The sequence below is a fragment of the Pseudoalteromonas maricaloris genome (assembly GCF_024746855.1).
In the GTDB taxonomy this organism is placed as follows: Bacteria; Pseudomonadota; Gammaproteobacteria; order Enterobacterales; family Alteromonadaceae; genus Pseudoalteromonas; species Pseudoalteromonas maricaloris.
In genome coordinates this window covers 381533-398817 of sequence record NZ_CP024625.1, presented here as the reverse complement: position 1 = coordinate 398817, position 17285 = coordinate 381533, and the positions used below count along the sequence as shown (strand labels likewise).

The following is a 17285-nucleotide window of genomic DNA, read 5'->3' as shown; positions in this document are numbered from 1 at the left end:
ACACCGTCTACGTAGGACGATTAAGGCCGAGGCCACCTACGGTCTTGGACGGAAGCGCAATTTATCGATTCATTGTAGACCATGATGGAAACAATTTTCGAAATTATGCGCTTCAACCCGAATTCTTTGCTTTGTAAAGAAGTACACTTCTCTACAAAATGGCGCAAAATTATAGTCTAATTTTTACGCCATGTAAACGCTAAACTCTAAATTATACTACTTGAGTATTTAGAGTAGCTTGGTCTAAAGCAACACCAGCACCCATCGTAGTAGAGATGCTAACTTTCTTCACGAAAGTACCTTTTGCAGTAGAAGGCTTAGCCTTCTTAAGCGCGATGATTAGCGCTTCAAGGTTTTCTTGAAGTTGGTTAGCGTCAAAGTCTACTTTACCGATAGTAGTGTGGATGATACCGTTCTTATCGTTACGGTAACGAACCTGACCAGCTTTAGCGTTCTTAACAGCTTCTGCAACGTTAGGCGTTACAGTACCTGTCTTAGGGTTAGGCATAAGACCACGTGGACCTAGGATTTGACCTAGTTGACCAACAACGCGCATTGCATCTGGAGAAGCAACAACAACGTCAAAGTTCATTTCGCCTTTCTTAACTTGCTCTGCAAGGTCTTCCATACCTACTAAATCAGCACCTGCTTCTTTAGCAGCTTCAGCATTTGCACCTTGAGTGAATACCGCTACGCGTACATCACGACCAGTACCGTGAGGTAGTACAGTTGCACCACGTACGTTTTGGTCAGATTTACGAGCATCGATACCTAGGTTTACAGCAACGTCAACACTTTCAACGAACTTAGCAGTAGCAAGTTCTTTTAGAAGAGCAACAGCTTCGTTGATTTCGTACTCTTTAGTCGCATCCACTTTCTCGCGGATAGTACGCATACGCTTAGTTAATTTAGCCATTCTCAATTACTCCTCTACGTTCAAGCCCATTGCACGTGCAGAACCTGCAATCGTGCGTACAGCTGCGTCCATATCAGCAGCAGTAAGATCTGGACGTTTCGTCTCAACGATCTCTTCAAGTTGAGCACGAGTAACTGTACCAACTTTTTCAGTGTTAGGACGACCAGAACCAGACTTGATACCAGCAGCCTTCTTAAGAAGGTATGCCGCAGGTGGAGTCTTCATTTCAAAAGTGAAAGAACGGTCACTGTAAACAGAAATAACAACAGGAACAGGTGCGCCTTTTTCGATAGACTCTGTACGTGCGTTGAACGCTTTACAGAATTCCATGATGTTTACACCGTGTTGACCTAGTGCAGGACCTACTGGAGGACTAGGGTTAGCCATACCAGCAGCAACTTGTAGCTTGATTAGAGCTTCAACTTTCTTAGCCATGATAATACCTCAATTGTGGGTCTTTGCCTCGTGCGCGCGAGGACGCGTACTCAAACGGCTTCCCAGTTAAAAAATTCAGTCTTTTTGCCGCATATTTTTGCGTACAACAAAAAGGCCGCTGATTATAGATTAATCAGCGGCCTTTGACAACTTTTTCAAGTTAGAATTTATTTGTCTTTCTCAACCTGACCAAATTCTAGGTCTACAGGCGTTGAACGACCGAAAATAAGTACCGAAACTTTCAGGCGACTCTTTTCGTAATCCACTTCTTCAACCACACCGTTGAAGTCAGCAAATGGACCATCTGTAACACGAACCACTTCACCCGGCTCAAATAAAGTAGCAGGTTTCGGTGCTTCAGCATTCTCTTGCAGACGGTTAAGAATACGATCCGCTTCTTTTTGACTGATTGGTGCAGGACGGTCTGACGTACCACCAACAAAGCCCATTACACGCGGAGTACTATTCACCAAGTGCCAAGACGCATCGTCCATTACCATTTGAACTAATACATAGCCTGGGAAGAATTTACGCTCAGATTTACGTTTCTGACCTGCACGCATTTCAACCACTTCTTCAGTCGGCACAAGGATCTCACCGAATAGGTCTTCTAACCCTTCGATTTTAATATGCTCGATAATGGTTTGTGCTACGCGTTTTTCAAAACCTGAAAACGCTTGGATCACGTACCAACGTAATTTCTTTTCTTTGTTCTCATCCGACATGGGATCAGATCTCCAATCCAGTTAAAAAGCCTACTGCACGGAAAAGTATACCATCTAATCCCCATAGGATTAATGCCATAATCACCGTTGCAATGATCACGATGAAAGTAGTGTGAGTCGCTTCCTGACGCGTTGGCCAGATAACTTTACGTACTTCAATACGTGATTCTTTAGCAAAAGCGATAAAGGTACGGCCTTTTTCAGTCGTTACCAAAATGCCCAAAGCCGCAGCGATAGCTGCAACCACGCCAACAGCGCGTACTAAAACAGATAAATCGGCATATAGATAATTACCAACTACGGCACCAGTTAGAAGTGCAATAGCAGTTAGCCACTTTACCGTGTCCATCGAGCTCGACGAGTTTTCAACATTAGTGCTCATAATCAATTTTACCTTAAATACAGACACAACAACCCTGCATAGAACAGGGTAAATCCATTCAATCCAAATTTACAAATAAGCGACTTAAGTGGTTTTGGGTCACGTTATTTTAAATGTGGACTTGTTGCTGAATTGGCAGGGGCGGCAGGACTCGAACCCGCAACCATCGGTTTTGGAGACCGCTGTTCTACCAATTGGAACTACGCCCCTGCAAAGTGGATGCCCATTATACTGACGAAGCAAACGAAAACAAGTGTAAAAGATATGCAAAGTAACATTTAATCTAAACTTAGTTTTGCGACGTCTTCAGAAAAGACGCAATAAATCTCCGTGATAAAAATCACAAAGCACCCAAACTTGTTCAAATGGGTGACAATCAGGGATCTCCCAAGTGGCTTTTAAGCGCTTAAAATCGTCAAGATGATAAATGGGGCTAGCATTTCGAATTAACAACCAAACGCGTTGTGAATCATAGTGTTTTTTGGCTTTTTGATTGAGCAACCGCTGTAAACCGATACTCAGTTGATCGGAGTCAGCGGCTTGACTCATTGCTGCCAGCTCTCTTTGCGTGGAGAGAGACAGCGGACGCCCAAGCACAGCCATCGCTTCTTTCTCACTGGCATAAAAATGGGCTATTTCTATATCGAGCTGTGTTTTTCCTTGATAACAACTGACGTCCGGTTTATTGGGCTCATTGTGCCAAATATGGCGCATATGCACTGCAAACTGCTTTTCATAACTGCGTAAAAACAGTTTAGCCGCGTCATGCTCAAGTTTTATCTTTTCTGCTTCACTCGCTCTGTCCATTCACAACCACTGCTACATCACTCAATAGGCTTGAAGCACCGAATCTAAAATTCTTGGCATTGAGCCACTCGGCCCCCATAATTTCTTCGGCCAATCGTAAATATCGTTGCGCTTCTACTACTGACTTTACTCCACCGGCCGCTTTAAATCCAACCGATTTACCACTGCTTTTGATTGTCTTAAGGATAACTTCAGCCGCTTCAGGTGTAGCATTGACAGCAACCTTTCCTGTACTTGTTTTAACAAAGTCCGCGCCCGCCATAATGGCAAGCTGCGCGGCTTCCGCAATGAGCTTTGGCTTAGCCAATACGCCACTTTCGATGATGACCTTGAGCTTTGCTTTACCTTGACAAGCAAGCTTGCTTGAATGGACATATTGCCAAGGTGTATCTGGGTCACCCGCCATCAGCTGCTGATAAGGAAGCACGAGATCAATTTCGTCAGCACCATCTGCGATTGCTGAATGAGTTTGTGCAACGACCTGCTGGAGCTTTTGCTCTCCAGATGGGAAGTTGGTCACCGTTGCTACTTTTATCTGCGACCACTCACGCTTTTCCAACTCTTCTTTTACTAACGTCACAAACTGCGGATACACACAAATAGCCGCTGGTAGTCCAATATCAGGGTTAATGCTATTCAATAACGCGAGAATACTTGCCGGCGTATCGTCCTCTTTCAAAGAGGTCAAATCCATTAAACTCAGCGACAACCGAGCATCAGATTGTAAAGTCATTACCGTGTTCCTTTTCATTCTATGTAATAAGCCGAGGGCCTGTTCATCTTTCAAGTTTGTTTTTGCAGCAAAGGTCAACAGACCCTAGTTAAATGCATACAGCAGCACCAGCAATAGGACAAATGTCCGCATACAATTACCTGTCGGATACGGTTTTTACTATTGTTCATTAAATGAATATCTCATAACCAAACACTATAATCGTCAAATCACAGCAAAAACTTAAGCTAACCCAATGAAATAAATAGAAAATTAGATTTACCCACTTTCTTTATAACTTTTGGTTATATTGAGTCGGTTTAAATTATTTTTTCCCACATTTGCAACTCTATATGCTGCGCTCTATTACCGATATCAATCAATATTGATATCAACCGTCGTGATGTTTAGCAGAGGTTATCGTGCAATACTTGCCAATTTTTACCAAACTAGAAAATAAACCTGTATTGATTGTAGGTGGTGGTGAGGTTGCGCTGAGAAAGTGCCGCGCCTTTTTAAAAGCCAATGCAGCAGTCACTTTGGTTTCACCTGAGTTTTGCACTGAGCTTTTATCACTAGCAGCGGATGCAAGCGTTGCACTTCGACATAAGCCATTTGATGCATCAGACCTAGACAATACCATGTTAGTCGTTGCGGCAACGGATATTGAAGCCGTAAATGCAGAAGTGGCAGAGCTTGCTGAAGCGCGCAACCTTTTCGTTAACGTAGTCGATGACCAACCAAAGTGTAATTTTATTTTTCCTTCAATCGTGGATAGAAACCCTATAACGATTGCCATATCTAGTGCTGGAACTGCGCCCGTCCTTGCAAGACGATTACGAGAGAAGTTAGAAACCCTTATTCCACAGCATATTGGTCCGCTGGCAACGCTTGTTGGTCAATTCAGACATAAAGTGAAAGCGCGCTTTAAACACTTTGCTGACCGCCGACAGTTTTGGGAATCTGTCTTTGATTCAAATGTGGTAAGTGAAGTACAAGCTGGTAACAATGAAAATGCACAAATTCAACTTGAAGCCATGCTAAAAAGCACTCCCTCCCCTGAAGGCGAGGTTTATGTCGTCGGTGCCGGCCCTGGCGACCCAGAGCTACTGACACTTAAGGCATTACAACTAATGCAACAAGCCGATGTGGTAGTGTATGATTATCTGGTATCTGACGAAATCATGGATCTTGTACGTCGTGACGCTGATTTAATCTGCGTGGGCAAAAAAGCCGGTAATCATAGTGTTAAACAAGAACAAACCAACGAGATTTTGGTTGATTTAGCCAAACAAGGTAAAAAGGTTTGTAGAATAAAAGGCGGCGACCCATTTATTTACGGTCGCGGTGGCGAAGAAGTGCAAGTATTGGCCGAAAATAACGTGAAATATCAAATTGTTCCTGGTATTACTGCTGCTGCAGGATGTAGCGCATACGCTGGTATTCCACTAACTCATAGAGATCATGCTCAAGCCATTCAATTCGTTACGGGACATTGTAAGCAGGATGGACAGGAACTCGACTGGGAAGGCTTAGCTAAGACGAATCAAACGCTTGCCGTATACATGGGAGTGATTAAATCGCCGCATATTCAGGCGCAATTACTCGCTCATGGTCGCTCGCCGAATACACCTGTGGCAATTGTTGAAAATGGCACGCGCAAATCTCAGCGTGTCGTAAGAACACAATTAGATCAACTTGCACAGACTATTACTGCGCATGATATTCAGTCGCCAGCACTATTGATTATTGGTGAAGTAGCAGCATTACATGAGCAATTAGCTTGGTTTAATAAGAACAATCAAATCAGTAGCTTTGCTCAACCCATTACGCAAGTCGCGTAATTAAAGTACAAGATAGTTAAATTTATAAGTAGGACATTAATCATGGCTTTAACCCATCTCCAGCAACTCGAAGCTGAGAGCATAAAGATCATCCGAGAGGTTGCCGCAGAGTTTGAAAACCCGGTAATGCTGTATTCGATAGGTAAAGACTCGTCGGTACTGCTTCACCTTGCTCGTAAGGCTTTCTACCCAGCGAAAATTCCTTTTCCTCTACTCCACGTTGATACCAATTGGAAATTTAGAGAAATGATCGAGTTTCGCGATAGATTAGCAAAAGAGTACGGGTTTGAACTGCTTGTGCACAAAAACCCAGAAGGACTAGAGATGAACATCAGTCCATTTGTTCATGGTTCATCTAAGCATACTGATATCATGAAAACACAAGGCCTGAAGCAAGCGCTAGATCAATATGGCTTTGATGCGGCCTTTGGTGGTGCCCGCCGTGATGAAGAAAAATCTCGCGCAAAAGAACGGGTTTATTCATTTAGAGATAAGCACCACCGCTGGGATCCTAAAAACCAACGTCCGGAGTTATGGAATACGTATAACGGTCAAGTGAACCCTGGCGAAAGCATTCGTGTTTTCCCATTATCAAACTGGACAGAGCTCGATATTTGGCAATATATCTACCAAGAAGGTATTGAGATAGTGCCACTTTACCTCTCGAAGCCAAGACCGGTTGTTGAGCGTAACGGGACGTTAATTATGGTCGATGACGACCGCATGCCACTTGCTGAAGGTGAAGTGCCAGAAATGAAATCAGTACGCTTCAGAACGCTTGGCTGTTACCCACTAACGGGTGCAGTTGAATCAGAAGCCGATACGCTCACTGGAATTATCGAAGAAATGTTGTTATCTACGTCGTCAGAACGTGAAGGACGAGTGATTGATCATGATTCATCAGGATCAATGGAGAAGAAAAAGCGCGAGGGGTATTTCTAATGTCAACAGCAAATGAAGTGAAAGAATTAGGCATTGAAACCTACTTAGCGCGTCAGCAAGACAAGAGCTTGTTGCGTATGATGACCTGCGGCAGCGTAGATGACGGTAAATCAACGCTGATCGGCCGTCTCCTGCACGATAGCCATCAAATCTATGAAGACCAATTAGCTGCACTACACAAAGACAATGAAAAAGTCGGCAATGCGGGTGAAGATCTAGATTTAGCGTTACTTGTTGATGGCTTACAGGCAGAGCGTGAGCAAGGCATTACCATTGATGTGGCTTACCGCTATTTCTCAACTGCGAAGCGTAAATTTATTATTGCCGATACGCCGGGACACGAGCAATACACACGTAATATGGTTACAGGTGCTTCGACCAGCGATTTGGCGATTATCCTTGTCGATGCCCGTTATGGTGTACAAGTTCAGACTAAACGCCATAGCTTTATCTGTGATTCACTGGGTATCAAACAGTTCGTTGTCGCGATAAACAAGATGGATATTGTTGACTTTGATGAGGCCGTATTTGAGCGCATAAAGGCCGACTACTTGAAGTTTGCTGAGCAACTGAATGTACAAGATATTCGCTTTGTGCCAATGTCAGCACTTAAAGGCGACAATGTTGTAAACCGCTCAGAAAAAACGCCTTATTATCAAGACAAACCATTGCTGGAACTGCTGGAAGATTCTCCAGCAGCAGAGCCTAACCATGGTTTTGAAGCGCGCTTCCCGGTGCAATATGTTGTGCGTCCTAACCTAGATTTTCGTGGTTTCCAAGGCACATTAACCTCTGGTAGCTTAAGCGTTGGCCAAGCGGTTAAAGTATTGCCATCAGGTAAGACTTCAACCATTAAAGAACTCGTGACTTTTGATGGCAATCTAACCCAAGTGGAAACCGGACAAGCATTCACTATCACCCTAGCAGATGAAGTCGATGTGAGTCGTGGCGATGTGATTGTGCCTGCAGAGTCGACTGCTCAGGTGACGAATCAGATCACTGCTAAGCTGGTATGGATGCACGAAACACCACTACAATTGGGTAAAAGTTATAACCTTAAATTGGGTAGCAAGAAAACCGCGGCAATCGTGAAAAATATCGAGCATACTATTGATGTGAATACACTTGAGCACGGTCAAGCCGATTCATTGTCATTAAATGAAATTGCTATCGTGACCATCGAGCTGACAGAAAATGTCGTTGCGGATGAGTATTTAAATAATCGTGAAACTGGCTCGTTTATCTTAATTGATCGCCTATCAAACCTAACCATAGGTGCGGGTATGGTGGAAACGGTTGAAGCAGCAACAGCAACGTCCTCAAGTCAGTTTAGTGAATTTGAGATTGAGTTTAATGCATTAGTTCGCAAGCACTTCCCTCATTGGCAAGCGCTTGATATTTCGAAGCTAAAATAATGCAATTTGGCCTGTTAGTCGAGGTATGACGTCATTATGGAACAAGTCATTTTAACAGGCATTATGCTAGCGTTAGTCGTGTGTCTTTTTGCCACACGCATTAACGCTGCATGGCTATTCACAGGCGCAATCGCCACCAGTTATTTGACTGGCCTTATCGATCTTGAATCGATGTTGGTGAATTATGCAAACCCGTCTTTAATCACGCTTGTGCTACTTATTCTAGTTTCTATTGCGATTGAAAAAACAACCTTAGTCAAAAAACTCGCCCACTCAATGGCGCAAGGTAGTCTCGCAAAAGCGGTGATTAAACTGGGTTTATCCACTGCCTTTTTGTCTTCTTTTACCAATAACACGGCGGTGGTTGCTTCGCTGATCACCACCGTTAAAGAGAGCAAAACACATGCGCCTTCTAAGCTGCTATTACCGCTTTCTTATACCGCTATTTTAGGTGGTACGTTAACGCTGATAGGTACTTCTACCAATCTTATTGTTAATGGCTTTGCCGTAGAAGCAGGGATGGCGCCGCTGGGCTTTTTTGACTTTACCTTAGTTGGTCTCGCCGTCCTGAGTGTTGGTTTATTGACCATCACGGTTATGCTCAAATATTTGCCCGACAACGGCAAAAATAATGATGAGGTCGTGCCGTTTTATTTAGAAGGGAAAGTTGAGCCAAGCTCCAAACTAGTTGGTCGCACGGTTGAAGAAAACGGCCTGCGCGACCTCAAAGACTTATTCCTTGCTGAAATCATTCGTGGTGAACGACGGATCTGCGCCGTAACGCCACAACAAGAAATTCTTGCTGGTGATGTTCTGCTATTTGTGGGCGACATCAACTCAGTGCCACTGTTACAGCGTTTCGATGGATTAAAGATAGTCCATGATAAGCACGAGAAAGACGTTGAGCACTTAGTGGAAGTGGTCGTCAGTCAGTCTTCCCGTTTTCTTGGAAAAACCATTAAAGAGATCCGTTTTAGGGAGCAGTTTCATGCCGCTATTATTGCGATCCGTCGTGGTCATGACCGCCTACAAGGTGGGATCGGTCAGGTCGAATTACAAGCGGGCGACTCTTTAATACTAGCACCAAGCAGCGATTTTTATGCACTCCCCAATCTCAAACGCGAATTTGTGTATATCTCGGGCCTAGATTTACAAACACATCTATCTCGTAATAAGTCCAACACCGTACTTGCAAGTTTTGCGACAGTGGTTGGCCTTAGCATCTTTGGGGTTGTACCGTTGGTCAAAGGGTTAATTGTGTTACTCGCCGCCCTTGTGGTGCTCGGTACAATCAAAGTCCCTGAGATGAAACGTCGCTTTCCTATTGAGCTTGTCGCTATTGTTGGCAGTGCGATAGGGCTGGCTAAGTTAATGATTGAAACCGGACTAGCGGCAGAGATTTCCTCGAGCTTATTGTGGTTGTTAGGGGATTTTGGTCCTTACGGCGCATTTATCGCCATTTTTGTGATGACTGTGATATTTACCGAGCTCATCACTAACAATGCCGCGGCAGCACTTTCATTCCCAGTAGCTTATGCGCTGGCGAGTGGCTTTGATGTAAGTCCATTACCATTTGTAATGGCGGTAGCCTTTGGTGCATCCGCGAGCTTTATCTCACCTTTTGGCTATCAAACTAACCTCATGGTGTATAGCGCAGGCAACTATCGAATTCGTGATTACGTCACCATGGGACTGCCCTTGTCGTTGATTTATTCAGCGACGGTACTGACTGTTATTCCATTTGTCTTTCCATTTCAATAGAGCAAAGTATGGACGAAAATATTGTTTGGCATAACTATGCCGTAGATAAAACAAAACGTAGCGAATTAAAAGGTCATAAGCCTTGCGTGCTTTGGTTTACAGGCTTTTCAGGCTCAGGTAAAAGCACCGTAGCCAATGCACTTGAGCATGCACTGCAAGCAAAAGGCATACATACCTACCTCCTTGATGGGGATAATGTCAGGCATGGACTGTGTAAAGACTTAGGGTTCAGCGATGAAGACCGCGTCGAAAACATTCGTCGAGTGGGTGAACTCAGCAAACTCATGGTCGATGCGGGACTAATGGTACTCACCGCTTTTATCTCTCCTTTTCAAGCAGAACGAGACATGGTGCGTAACTTAGTCGCAAGCGGCGAGTTTATTGAAGTATATCTAGATACGCCGCTTGCAGTTTGCGAGCAACGAGACCCTAAAGGTTTGTATAAAAAAGCGCGTGCTGGAGAAATAAAACATTTTACTGGCATAGATTCGGCGTATGAGCCCCCAATTAGTCCAGAAATATGTTTAAATACTTCCGAGCAGTCGCTGGAAGAATCTGTCCAGCAGCTAATACACTATCTACTGTCAAAAAATTTAATAGGGTAAGTCATGAATCATACGGATCTGCTGGAAGAAGTATTAAATCTGAGTATTCGCGCTGGTGAAGCGATTATGGAGATTTATGCCAAGGACTTTAATGTTGAATATAAAGAAGATGAAAGTCCCGTCACTGAGGCAGATCTCGCTGCACATCAAATTATTGTTGCAGGCCTTAAAACCCTCACTCCCGAAATGCCGATATTAAGCGAAGAAAGCGCAGGAATAGATTGGCAAGAGCGCCAACAATGGCAAGAGTATTGGCTGGTTGACCCCATTGATGGCACCAAGGAATTCATCAAGAAAAATGGCGAATTTACGGTAAATATTGCACTTATTAATAACGGTGAACCCATTCTTGGTGTTGTTCATGCTCCAGCACTTAATGAAAGCTACCTTGCAGAAAAAAGTATTGGCGCGTTCAAGCAAACGGGTGAAGCTCGCATAGAGCTCAAAGTCACCACCAAGCCCAATCAGGGTTTAATCAAAGTAGTTGGCTCGCGCTCACACCCTTCACCAGATTTAGCCGAGTACCTTACCCGCTTCGAGCAAGTCGACATGGTGCCTAAAGGCAGTTCACTTAAGTTATGCTTAGTGGCCGAAAGTAAAGCCGATGTTTACCCTCGTCTTGGCCCAACTTCAGAGTGGGATACCGGAGCAGGACACGCGGTGGCAAGTATCGCAGGGGCAAAGGTCAACCAAGTGAATGGAGAGCCTCTGCGCTACAATCAAAAAGCCGAGTATCTTAACCCCTATTTTGTGGTTTCTAGGTTGGAAGACTAAGCTAGAAGGTGGTAATACCGTAAACTAATTCACGTACAACCAGTCGAATTAACGTTCGACTGGTTTATTTGCGGCGCGAGTTAGGACTTTATCGTATACGCTTTTTAAAACTGCTCTTGGCGTTTCAAGCAAAAATGTCTCTTTTACTAACTGCTCTAGCTGAGCAAAGCTCTCCACTTTAGTTTCAGTAACACTGCCATCACATTCATGCCATTCGAAATAACTCTGATTACGCAGTAAATAACGGTGGCAATCTGTAATTCGAGAGACCACTAAGTTATTCACAAACGCCGCTTCGGGATGTTGATGGGAATAAAAGTGTGCCACTTCACAATCGGATTCGAACACTTCAGCAAGATCGACATGATATAAAGTGAGCGGTGCTTCTCCTTCCTCTAACAGAGTCACTTTGACTGTGTCTGCTGTTTTTTGTACTTGATAAGTCTGCCGACCTTGGATAGTTAAGGCCTGATTGATGTTAATCGGTACACGAGGCGACTTCACTCCAAAGCCTACATCAACCAAGTACTGCTCACCATCCAAATTAAGCAATGTCATCCGGTGAGAACGAGGATTGGAGGAGCTACCATTTAGCATTACTCTCGCAAGAACCGGCCTTACTGTAAACCCAAGCTGTTGCAGCGCTAAAAATGCCACCTTGTTATGCTCAAAGCAGTAGCCACCTTGTTTGTTGGTCACTAAACGGCTAAATAGTGGTAATGGGTCAAGCAACAGACGCTCACCATACATGGCATTAATACTTGAGAAGGCGTAGCGAGAAAGGTGTTTTTGTTGTAACTCGGTGACCAGCTCAACCCCAGCAAAGTGCTGTAACGATAAGCTGCTAAGATATTGATTGATATTCGCTTCTAATTCCATGACTGACTCCTAAAGTTGATGGAGGCAGGTTAAAACCTCAACCCATGTTAAGGTCAATAGGTATTTTCACTTTTTCAGCCATTATTTCTATCACCTAATGAGATGTCACTTTGTTATCCAAACCTCAGGTTAACTAGGCAAATAACTGATGCACTTTTTTGTTCGGCAAAGCGAGGTGTTTAGCTTCTGCCACAACCAGCGGCTTCGACATAAAATAGCCTTGCGTTTGATGACAATAAAGCCTTGATAACGTATCAAGCTGCGCTGCCGTTTCAATACCCTCGGCTGTCACGACAAGGTTAAAGCTGTGCGCAATCGCACAAATCGCTTCAATGAGTTGCGTCGCCTTACCGCCCAGCTCAATGCCGGACATAAAAGCCCTATCTATTTTAATGCCATCCACGGGAAGATGATTGAGCCGGGCAAGGCTGCTATAACCTGTGCCAAAGTCATCAATATAGATGCCAAATCCCGCTTGATGAAGTTGTTCCAGCGGCCCTATAAGCATGTTTTCCTCTGCCATCATGGCGGATTCTGTCAACTCAAGCTTAATTTGTTTCATCGCAACATTTTCGTCCTCACAGCGAGACACTAACCAATCGATAAATTCCTGCGACTGGAGTTGCAACGGAGAAACATTAACAGCAACAAAAAGGGTGCTGTCTCCTACGGCATTGATAAAATTGAGCGCCTGATCAAATACCCAGCGACCAAGCTCTGAAATCTTCGCGCATTGTTCTGCGATGGGAATAAATTCCGCAGGACTTACTTCTCCAAGTGTTGGGCTATTCCAGCGTAGTAGCGCTTCGAACCCTTTTAAATTCTGCCCTTTTTGACAATAAACGGGCTGCAAATTCAGGCTTAGTTCGCGAGACATGACTATTGCCTGTAGCGCTTGCTCAATCTGGATCTTTCGACCTGCTTCGCATGCGATAGCATTAGTGAATATATGATAAGTGTTCTTGCCTCGCTTCTTTGCCTCATACATTGCAATATCGGCATCATGTAGTAGCTTCTCAGCATCGCAATGTAGACACGGAACGGTAAAGTGGCGTACGCCAACGCTACCACTAACACAGTGGCTGTTACCCTGATACAGAAATGGCGCTCGGATCCGCGCAAGAATATCTTCAAGCACCCCCTCAATTGGTTCATGTAGATGCTCATCGTAAATAAGGACGGCGAATTCATCACCGCCAAGCCGAGCAATATCGGCATAGCTACTAAGCAGCATACGCATTCTTGTTGCAAATTCGATAAGTAGCTTATCGCCGGCTTGATGGCCTAAGGTATCGTTTATTAGCTTAAAGCGGTCTAAGTCAATATATAGCAAAGTAAACTTGGCGCGTTTTCGCTCACGGAGCTTATCAACCAAAGACACGAAGCTCTGACGATTTAGCAGATCGGTCAAGCTGTCATGTTGCGCTTTATATCGCAATTGTTCTTGGAACAGTTTAGCCTGAGTAATGTCCGTCACTCTCCCCTCATACAGACAACTATCCGGTTGATACAGCCAATGCCCAGAATGTCTAAGCCAGATATGCTCTCCTGATTCTGCTTTTGCTAACCACTCCATTTCTTGGTGAGCTTGCTTAGTGGCAACAATCTGGTTCCACTGCTCATGACACTCAGAGTCTTGCATAAGTGCACTAAAGTCTGTGTTTGGCGAAGGAATACGCCCACCAAAAAGTAACGCATTGAAAGCGGGGTTGGAGTCAATGATGTAGCCCCGGCGGTCTAGTACAAATAAGCCTTCATGGCTATTAACGAATAAACTTTTATATTTACGCTCTGCAGCGACCTGTTGCTGCAAAGCCCCTAACCGTTTATTAGATTCGACTTGTAACCTGTGCTTAGACACCTCTAGGCTTTTAGTTCTTTCAACAACTAAATTATTGACGGTGTCATTGCGATTTTTCAGTTGTCTTAGCTGGAGCCACACCAATAAAATACAGGCGGCCAGAATACCTAAAAAGAGTACAATCAGTACGCTATGGTTATTTAACCAACTTGGATGTAAACACGCCTCATCATACAACTGCATGGTAATGGGCAAACCATAAAAATTAATGGTGTGCACCGCACTTGGCGTTAAACTCTGAAGGTCGAAGCGCTTCTGCCAATCGGAGCTATAAATAATTTCTTTTTTTGAAGAGACCAATAAGTGTTGTTTGCGCTGCTGATATAATTGGCCAAATAATGAATCCAATAAAAAAGGTAACTCAAAACTTAATCCCAGTAGCGTTTTAAACTCTCCAAAACGCGGTTGCTCAATCAATACACTGAGTTTTTGCCTATTTGGCCAGACATAGGTCGTTAAGTCATTCTCATCCCGCTCTGCAAAAATATCTCTCTCAAGCACCTCCGCCTGCCCGACGGTCTGACCAACTTCAGACACAGGTGCAGCACGCGTAACCACCAACCATTGGTTAGCCTGTTTATCTAGATTGCCTCTAATTTTAAAGTCAAAATAGCCTCTTTCTCGCTGCACTTTCTCTAATATGGAGAATTGATCAGGTGAAACCACTGCGTATGTTTCCATACTCAACCCTAAGTTCGCCGTGGTAAGCTGTGATTGCGCTATCTCATAAAAGTCTGCATCTTGATGGGTATTGAGGTAGGCGTCTATCGAATACAGTAGGTGAGCAACGTGTTGCAACTTACTATCCAGTAAGTATTCTAATCGTGTCAACTCCTGCGCACTTTTGCTTTCTGATTGGTTTTGGTAGTAAACATTCGCTATCAAGCCAACATATATCAAACAGGCGAACAGCAAGATGAACCCCAGCACAGGAAGCCTTCGCTTAAAAACCTGTTGAGTACTCTGGAGAATGGCATTTGTAAAAACGCGTCGTTTAATTCTGGACATCTTCATCGAACATTGTATGCTACACCCATTCGATAATAATTCTTATTTGCAATGAATAAAAGTAAACTTTTCCTTTTTTTGCTCTTTTGGGTACATTTTGGTCAAGCGGTTGCAAAGCAGCCCCACACCTCGCAAGTAAACGTCTATTCATTTAGAAAATATGAATTAATTCAACCTGTCCTCCAGGCATTTGAAAAAGAGACTGGGATCACCGTAAACCTAGTAAATGGTAAATCAGCACAACTGCTTGAGCGTCTCAAAAGCGATGGCGCCGACTCAAAGGCCGATGTGTTGCTCACCTCCGATCTAATTCAGTTGCATGATTACAAAACACTACTGCGTCCTATCGACAAGATCACAAATTGGCAAGCAGTAAATCATGAACTCAAGGATGATGATAAGCGGTGGATCAGTGTTTCGATAAGGACACGCGCATTATTCCGTAAAAAAGGCGTTTCTACACCCTTGCCCGAGCACTTTTCGGATTTAGATAAAGCGCTTTATCAGGGTAAGTTTTGCATTCGCCAGTGGTCTCATAGTTATAACTTGACGTTAGCATCGAGCCTCTATGCTTCTTCAAATAGCAATGACTCCTCATGGCTCAACCACGCTAATACGCTATTAGCAAAACGCCCAGTGGGAGGAGATAGAGATCAACTGCGAGCGCTTGCACAAGGTCAATGTGAATTTGCGCTGGCGAATCACTATTACTGGAGCATGATGCAGCACTCCGAAAATAAGCGCGATAAGGCACTTGCCGAACAGCTAGAGATCCACTTTCTGAAAATGCACTCGGGAAAAACGCCTATTTCTACCACCACGGTTGCGATAGCAAAGCACTCACCCAATGTACACAATGCCGAGCTATTTATTGATTTCTTGCTGAAACCGAGTACTCAGTCCATGTATGCTAATTTGCTTCATGAATATCCTGTGATTCAGAGCTCACAAACGGCTCCGGCTCCGTTTGCCCCCGCCACGAAACTGGTGAAACTCGGCCTGCAGCAAGTGTCACGAGCCCAGCGAGTTATCAACTCACTCAGCAAAGATCACTTGTAAGTCACAGTTAAATACAGGCACTGGTCCATCGAAAAGCTGCTGGCGGGTAAATGTTTTTGCAGGCTTGGGCCCCTGTAATGTCTGCACTGTATGTTCGCGCTCAGCATACACTTGCTGGTAGCGGTGCTGCTCGGATTTCTCATGCCACGTGAGCGTAAGAGAATTACTTTTATAGATCCAACGCCCCCGATACTCAGTGCCAACCTGCTGCCAATGACCATTGGGTTTCAGCTGCAATTGGATAGAATCATCTTTACATTGGTGGGCAAACAATAGATCTGGCAATGCTTGAGCAGCTCTGTTTTGCACCAGATACAACCCCGCGTTATTCGGAGTATAACGGTGCCCTTCCATATTAAATTCTGAAATTGTCAGCGTATCAAAACCAATCTTTTTCACCACATATTCGATATCCCTAAGCCACTTGTCGCCTGAAGTCATCGGTGGAATATTTAATTGTGCGCTCTCATATTGTAGCGGTACGGGAAGCTCGGTAAAACGATAATGAATATCTCGCCTTTCTAGCGCTTGAACTAAGTTAGCTCTAGTACCTTCATCAAGACCGGATTCAAAGATATGTAGGGTTTGGGTGCTGCAGCCACTCAATAATAAAGTAGCAATTGCGAAAATACGTTGCATTGTCATCCTTGGTGTTACGCCTCAGTTTGAAATGCACCTAATCAGGGAAGTACACTTCAACCTCAGTCTTATTAATACTTCAAATTAACACCTAGACAACCAATTTTCAACAGACGCTTTTGGGTAGAGAATATCTTTAAACAATCGATGCTGTTGATGACGTAGATGCCGCTCCTGACTTGGCAGCCCGGCTTGCACCTGGCTATGATGCTCATTAAATCGAGAGATGACAGAGAGCTTATCCTTGGCTTGCGTGAGAGACTCATTGACATAGTGACGTACATCATCCGCGGTCATTAGATCTGTCTTATCAACGTTCATAAGCTCTTTTCTTAATGCTGTGCGAATACCCATCGTTGCCTCCAAAAAATACTGATAAAAACAAATCGCGTGGTCGGCCTGCAAGATACACACCAAATGCTTCAATAATGTTAAAGACCCCGGATTTAACGAAAAAGTTTCGTCATTCACCGCAGTAATTTTATATACTGTCGTATAAGGCAATAAGACACTGGCTGTGT

Annotated in this window: 17 protein-coding genes and 1 tRNA gene; 7 read left to right on the top strand and 11 right to left on the bottom strand. The window is 44.1% G+C overall.

Features of this window, described 5'->3' with window-relative positions:
- Positions 1-211: 211 nt before the first annotated feature.
- The 7 genes from rplA to deoC all read right to left on the bottom strand — a co-directional run bounded on the left by rplA (position 212) and on the right by deoC (position 3998).
- The gene (rplA, locus tag CTT31_RS01615) at positions 212-916 is read right to left on the bottom strand and encodes a 50S ribosomal protein L1 (protein ID WP_010376228.1); all 705 of its coding nucleotides are present in this window, start codon (positions 914-916) and stop codon (positions 212-214) included.
- Between the two features lie 6 nt (positions 917-922).
- Entirely contained in the window at positions 923-1351 is a 429-nt protein-coding gene (rplK, locus tag CTT31_RS01610) for a 50S ribosomal protein L11 (protein WP_010376229.1), read from the bottom strand.
- Positions 1352-1518: 167 nt separating this feature from the next.
- Positions 1519-2076: a transcription termination/antitermination protein NusG gene (gene nusG / locus CTT31_RS01605; protein WP_010376230.1), complete on the bottom strand. Its 558-nt coding sequence runs from the start codon at positions 2074-2076 to the stop codon at positions 1519-1521.
- A 4-nt stretch (positions 2077-2080) separates the two neighbouring features.
- On the bottom strand, positions 2081-2458 hold the full coding sequence (gene secE / locus CTT31_RS01600; RefSeq protein WP_260491830.1) for a preprotein translocase subunit SecE: 378 nt from the start codon (positions 2456-2458) through the stop codon (positions 2081-2083).
- 133 nt (positions 2459-2591) lie between these two features.
- Positions 2592-2668, bottom strand: a tRNA-Trp gene (locus CTT31_RS01595).
- Positions 2669-2764: 96 nt separating this feature from the next.
- Positions 2765-3265: a hypothetical protein gene (locus CTT31_RS01590; protein WP_017219218.1), complete on the bottom strand. Its 501-nt coding sequence runs from the start codon at positions 3263-3265 to the stop codon at positions 2765-2767.
- The gene (gene deoC, locus CTT31_RS01585; protein ID WP_253106443.1) at positions 3249-3998 is read right to left on the bottom strand and encodes a deoxyribose-phosphate aldolase; all 750 of its coding nucleotides are present in this window, start codon (positions 3996-3998) and stop codon (positions 3249-3251) included. Before deoC ends, CTT31_RS01590 begins: the two co-directional genes overlap by 17 nt.
- A gap of 401 nt (positions 3999-4399) precedes the next feature.
- Here deoC and cysG point away from each other — a divergent pair, with 401 nt between their 5' ends.
- Genes cysG through cysQ form a run of 6 tightly spaced genes read left to right on the top strand, consistent with a single transcriptional unit; the run spans position 4400 to position 11318 of the window.
- Positions 4400-5821: a siroheme synthase CysG gene (gene cysG, locus CTT31_RS01580; protein ID WP_260491829.1), complete on the top strand. Its 1422-nt coding sequence runs from the start codon at positions 4400-4402 to the stop codon at positions 5819-5821.
- A gap of 42 nt (positions 5822-5863) precedes the next feature.
- A complete protein-coding gene (gene cysD, locus CTT31_RS01575) occupies positions 5864-6763 on the top strand; it encodes a sulfate adenylyltransferase subunit CysD (protein WP_010376235.1) in 900 nt (299 codons plus the stop codon).
- Complete coding sequence (cysN, locus tag CTT31_RS01570; protein WP_211859096.1) at positions 6763-8178, top strand: sulfate adenylyltransferase subunit CysN; 1416 nt, start codon at positions 6763-6765, stop codon at positions 8176-8178. The genes cysD and cysN overlap by 1 nt, the downstream gene beginning before the upstream one ends.
- Positions 8179-8211: 33 nt before the next feature.
- Complete coding sequence (locus tag CTT31_RS01565) at positions 8212-9939, top strand: SLC13 family permease (RefSeq protein ID WP_260492391.1); 1728 nt, start codon at positions 8212-8214, stop codon at positions 9937-9939.
- A gap of 8 nt (positions 9940-9947) precedes the next feature.
- Positions 9948-10544 (top strand): adenylyl-sulfate kinase, encoded by a 597-nt coding sequence (gene cysC, locus CTT31_RS01560; protein WP_010607813.1) that lies wholly within the window; start codon positions 9948-9950, stop codon positions 10542-10544.
- 3 nt (positions 10545-10547) lie between these two features.
- On the top strand, positions 10548-11318 hold the full coding sequence (cysQ, locus tag CTT31_RS01555) for a 3'(2'),5'-bisphosphate nucleotidase CysQ (protein WP_260491828.1): 771 nt from the start codon (positions 10548-10550) through the stop codon (positions 11316-11318).
- A gap of 48 nt (positions 11319-11366) precedes the next feature.
- Here the strand turns inward: cysQ and CTT31_RS01550 are convergent, their stop codons facing one another.
- The gene (locus tag CTT31_RS01550) at positions 11367-12197 is read right to left on the bottom strand and encodes an arylamine N-acetyltransferase family protein (protein WP_130125753.1); all 831 of its coding nucleotides are present in this window, start codon (positions 12195-12197) and stop codon (positions 11367-11369) included.
- Positions 12198-12330: 133 nt separating this feature from the next.
- Complete coding sequence (locus CTT31_RS01545) at positions 12331-14988, bottom strand: putative bifunctional diguanylate cyclase/phosphodiesterase (protein ID WP_260491827.1); 2658 nt, start codon at positions 14986-14988, stop codon at positions 12331-12333.
- A gap of 156 nt (positions 14989-15144) precedes the next feature.
- Here CTT31_RS01545 and CTT31_RS01540 point away from each other — a divergent pair, with 156 nt between their 5' ends.
- Positions 15145-16125 carry an extracellular solute-binding protein gene (locus CTT31_RS01540; RefSeq protein WP_260491826.1) on the top strand — a complete coding sequence of 327 codons (981 nt, stop codon included), beginning with the start codon at positions 15145-15147 and terminating at the stop codon, positions 16123-16125.
- On the opposite strand, the gene CTT31_RS01535 is transcribed toward CTT31_RS01540, so the two are convergent.
- Both CTT31_RS01535 and CTT31_RS01530 read right to left on the bottom strand, forming a co-directional pair.
- Entirely contained in the window at positions 16102-16764 is a 663-nt protein-coding gene (locus tag CTT31_RS01535) for a hypothetical protein (RefSeq protein ID WP_260491825.1), read from the bottom strand. The two genes, CTT31_RS01540 and CTT31_RS01535, sit on opposite strands and share 24 nt — an antisense overlap.
- 84 nt (positions 16765-16848) lie before the next feature.
- Positions 16849-17118, bottom strand: coding sequence for a hypothetical protein (locus tag CTT31_RS01530; protein ID WP_010376248.1), 270 nt, complete (start codon positions 17116-17118; stop codon positions 16849-16851).
- Positions 17119-17285: the final 167 nt, after the last annotated feature.

What these genes read in the sequence shown, in the direction of transcription:
- rplA (WP_010376228.1), bottom strand. Translation starts at nt 916, where the DNA reads ATGGCTAAATTAACTAAGCGTATGCGTACTATCCGCGAGAAAGTGGAT.
- rplK (WP_010376229.1), bottom strand. Translation starts at nt 1,351, where the DNA reads ATGGCTAAGAAAGTTGAAGCTCTAATCAAGCTACAAGTTGCTGCTGGT.
- nusG (WP_010376230.1), bottom strand. Translation starts at nt 2,076, where the DNA reads ATGTCGGATGAGAACAAAGAAAAGAAATTACGTTGGTACGTGATCCAA.
- secE (WP_260491830.1), bottom strand. Translation starts at nt 2,458, where the DNA reads ATGAGCACTAATGTTGAAAACTCGTCGAGCTCGATGGACACGGTAAAG.
- CTT31_RS01590 (WP_017219218.1), bottom strand. Translation starts at nt 3,265, where the DNA reads ATGGACAGAGCGAGTGAAGCAGAAAAGATAAAACTTGAGCATGACGCG.
- deoC (WP_253106443.1), bottom strand. Translation starts at nt 3,998, where the DNA reads ATGACTTTACAATCTGATGCTCGGTTGTCGCTGAGTTTAATGGATTTG.
- cysD (WP_010376235.1), top strand. Translation starts at nt 5,864, where the DNA reads ATGGCTTTAACCCATCTCCAGCAACTCGAAGCTGAGAGCATAAAGATC.
- cysN (WP_211859096.1), top strand. Translation starts at nt 6,763, where the DNA reads ATGTCAACAGCAAATGAAGTGAAAGAATTAGGCATTGAAACCTACTTA.
- cysC (WP_010607813.1), top strand. Translation starts at nt 9,948, where the DNA reads ATGGACGAAAATATTGTTTGGCATAACTATGCCGTAGATAAAACAAAA.
- cysQ (WP_260491828.1), top strand. Translation starts at nt 10,548, where the DNA reads ATGAATCATACGGATCTGCTGGAAGAAGTATTAAATCTGAGTATTCGC.
- CTT31_RS01550 (WP_130125753.1), bottom strand. Translation starts at nt 12,197, where the DNA reads ATGGAATTAGAAGCGAATATCAATCAATATCTTAGCAGCTTATCGTTA.
- CTT31_RS01535 (WP_260491825.1), bottom strand. Translation starts at nt 16,764, where the DNA reads ATGCAACGTATTTTCGCAATTGCTACTTTATTATTGAGTGGCTGCAGC.
- CTT31_RS01530 (WP_010376248.1), bottom strand. Translation starts at nt 17,118, where the DNA reads ATGGGTATTCGCACAGCATTAAGAAAAGAGCTTATGAACGTTGATAAG.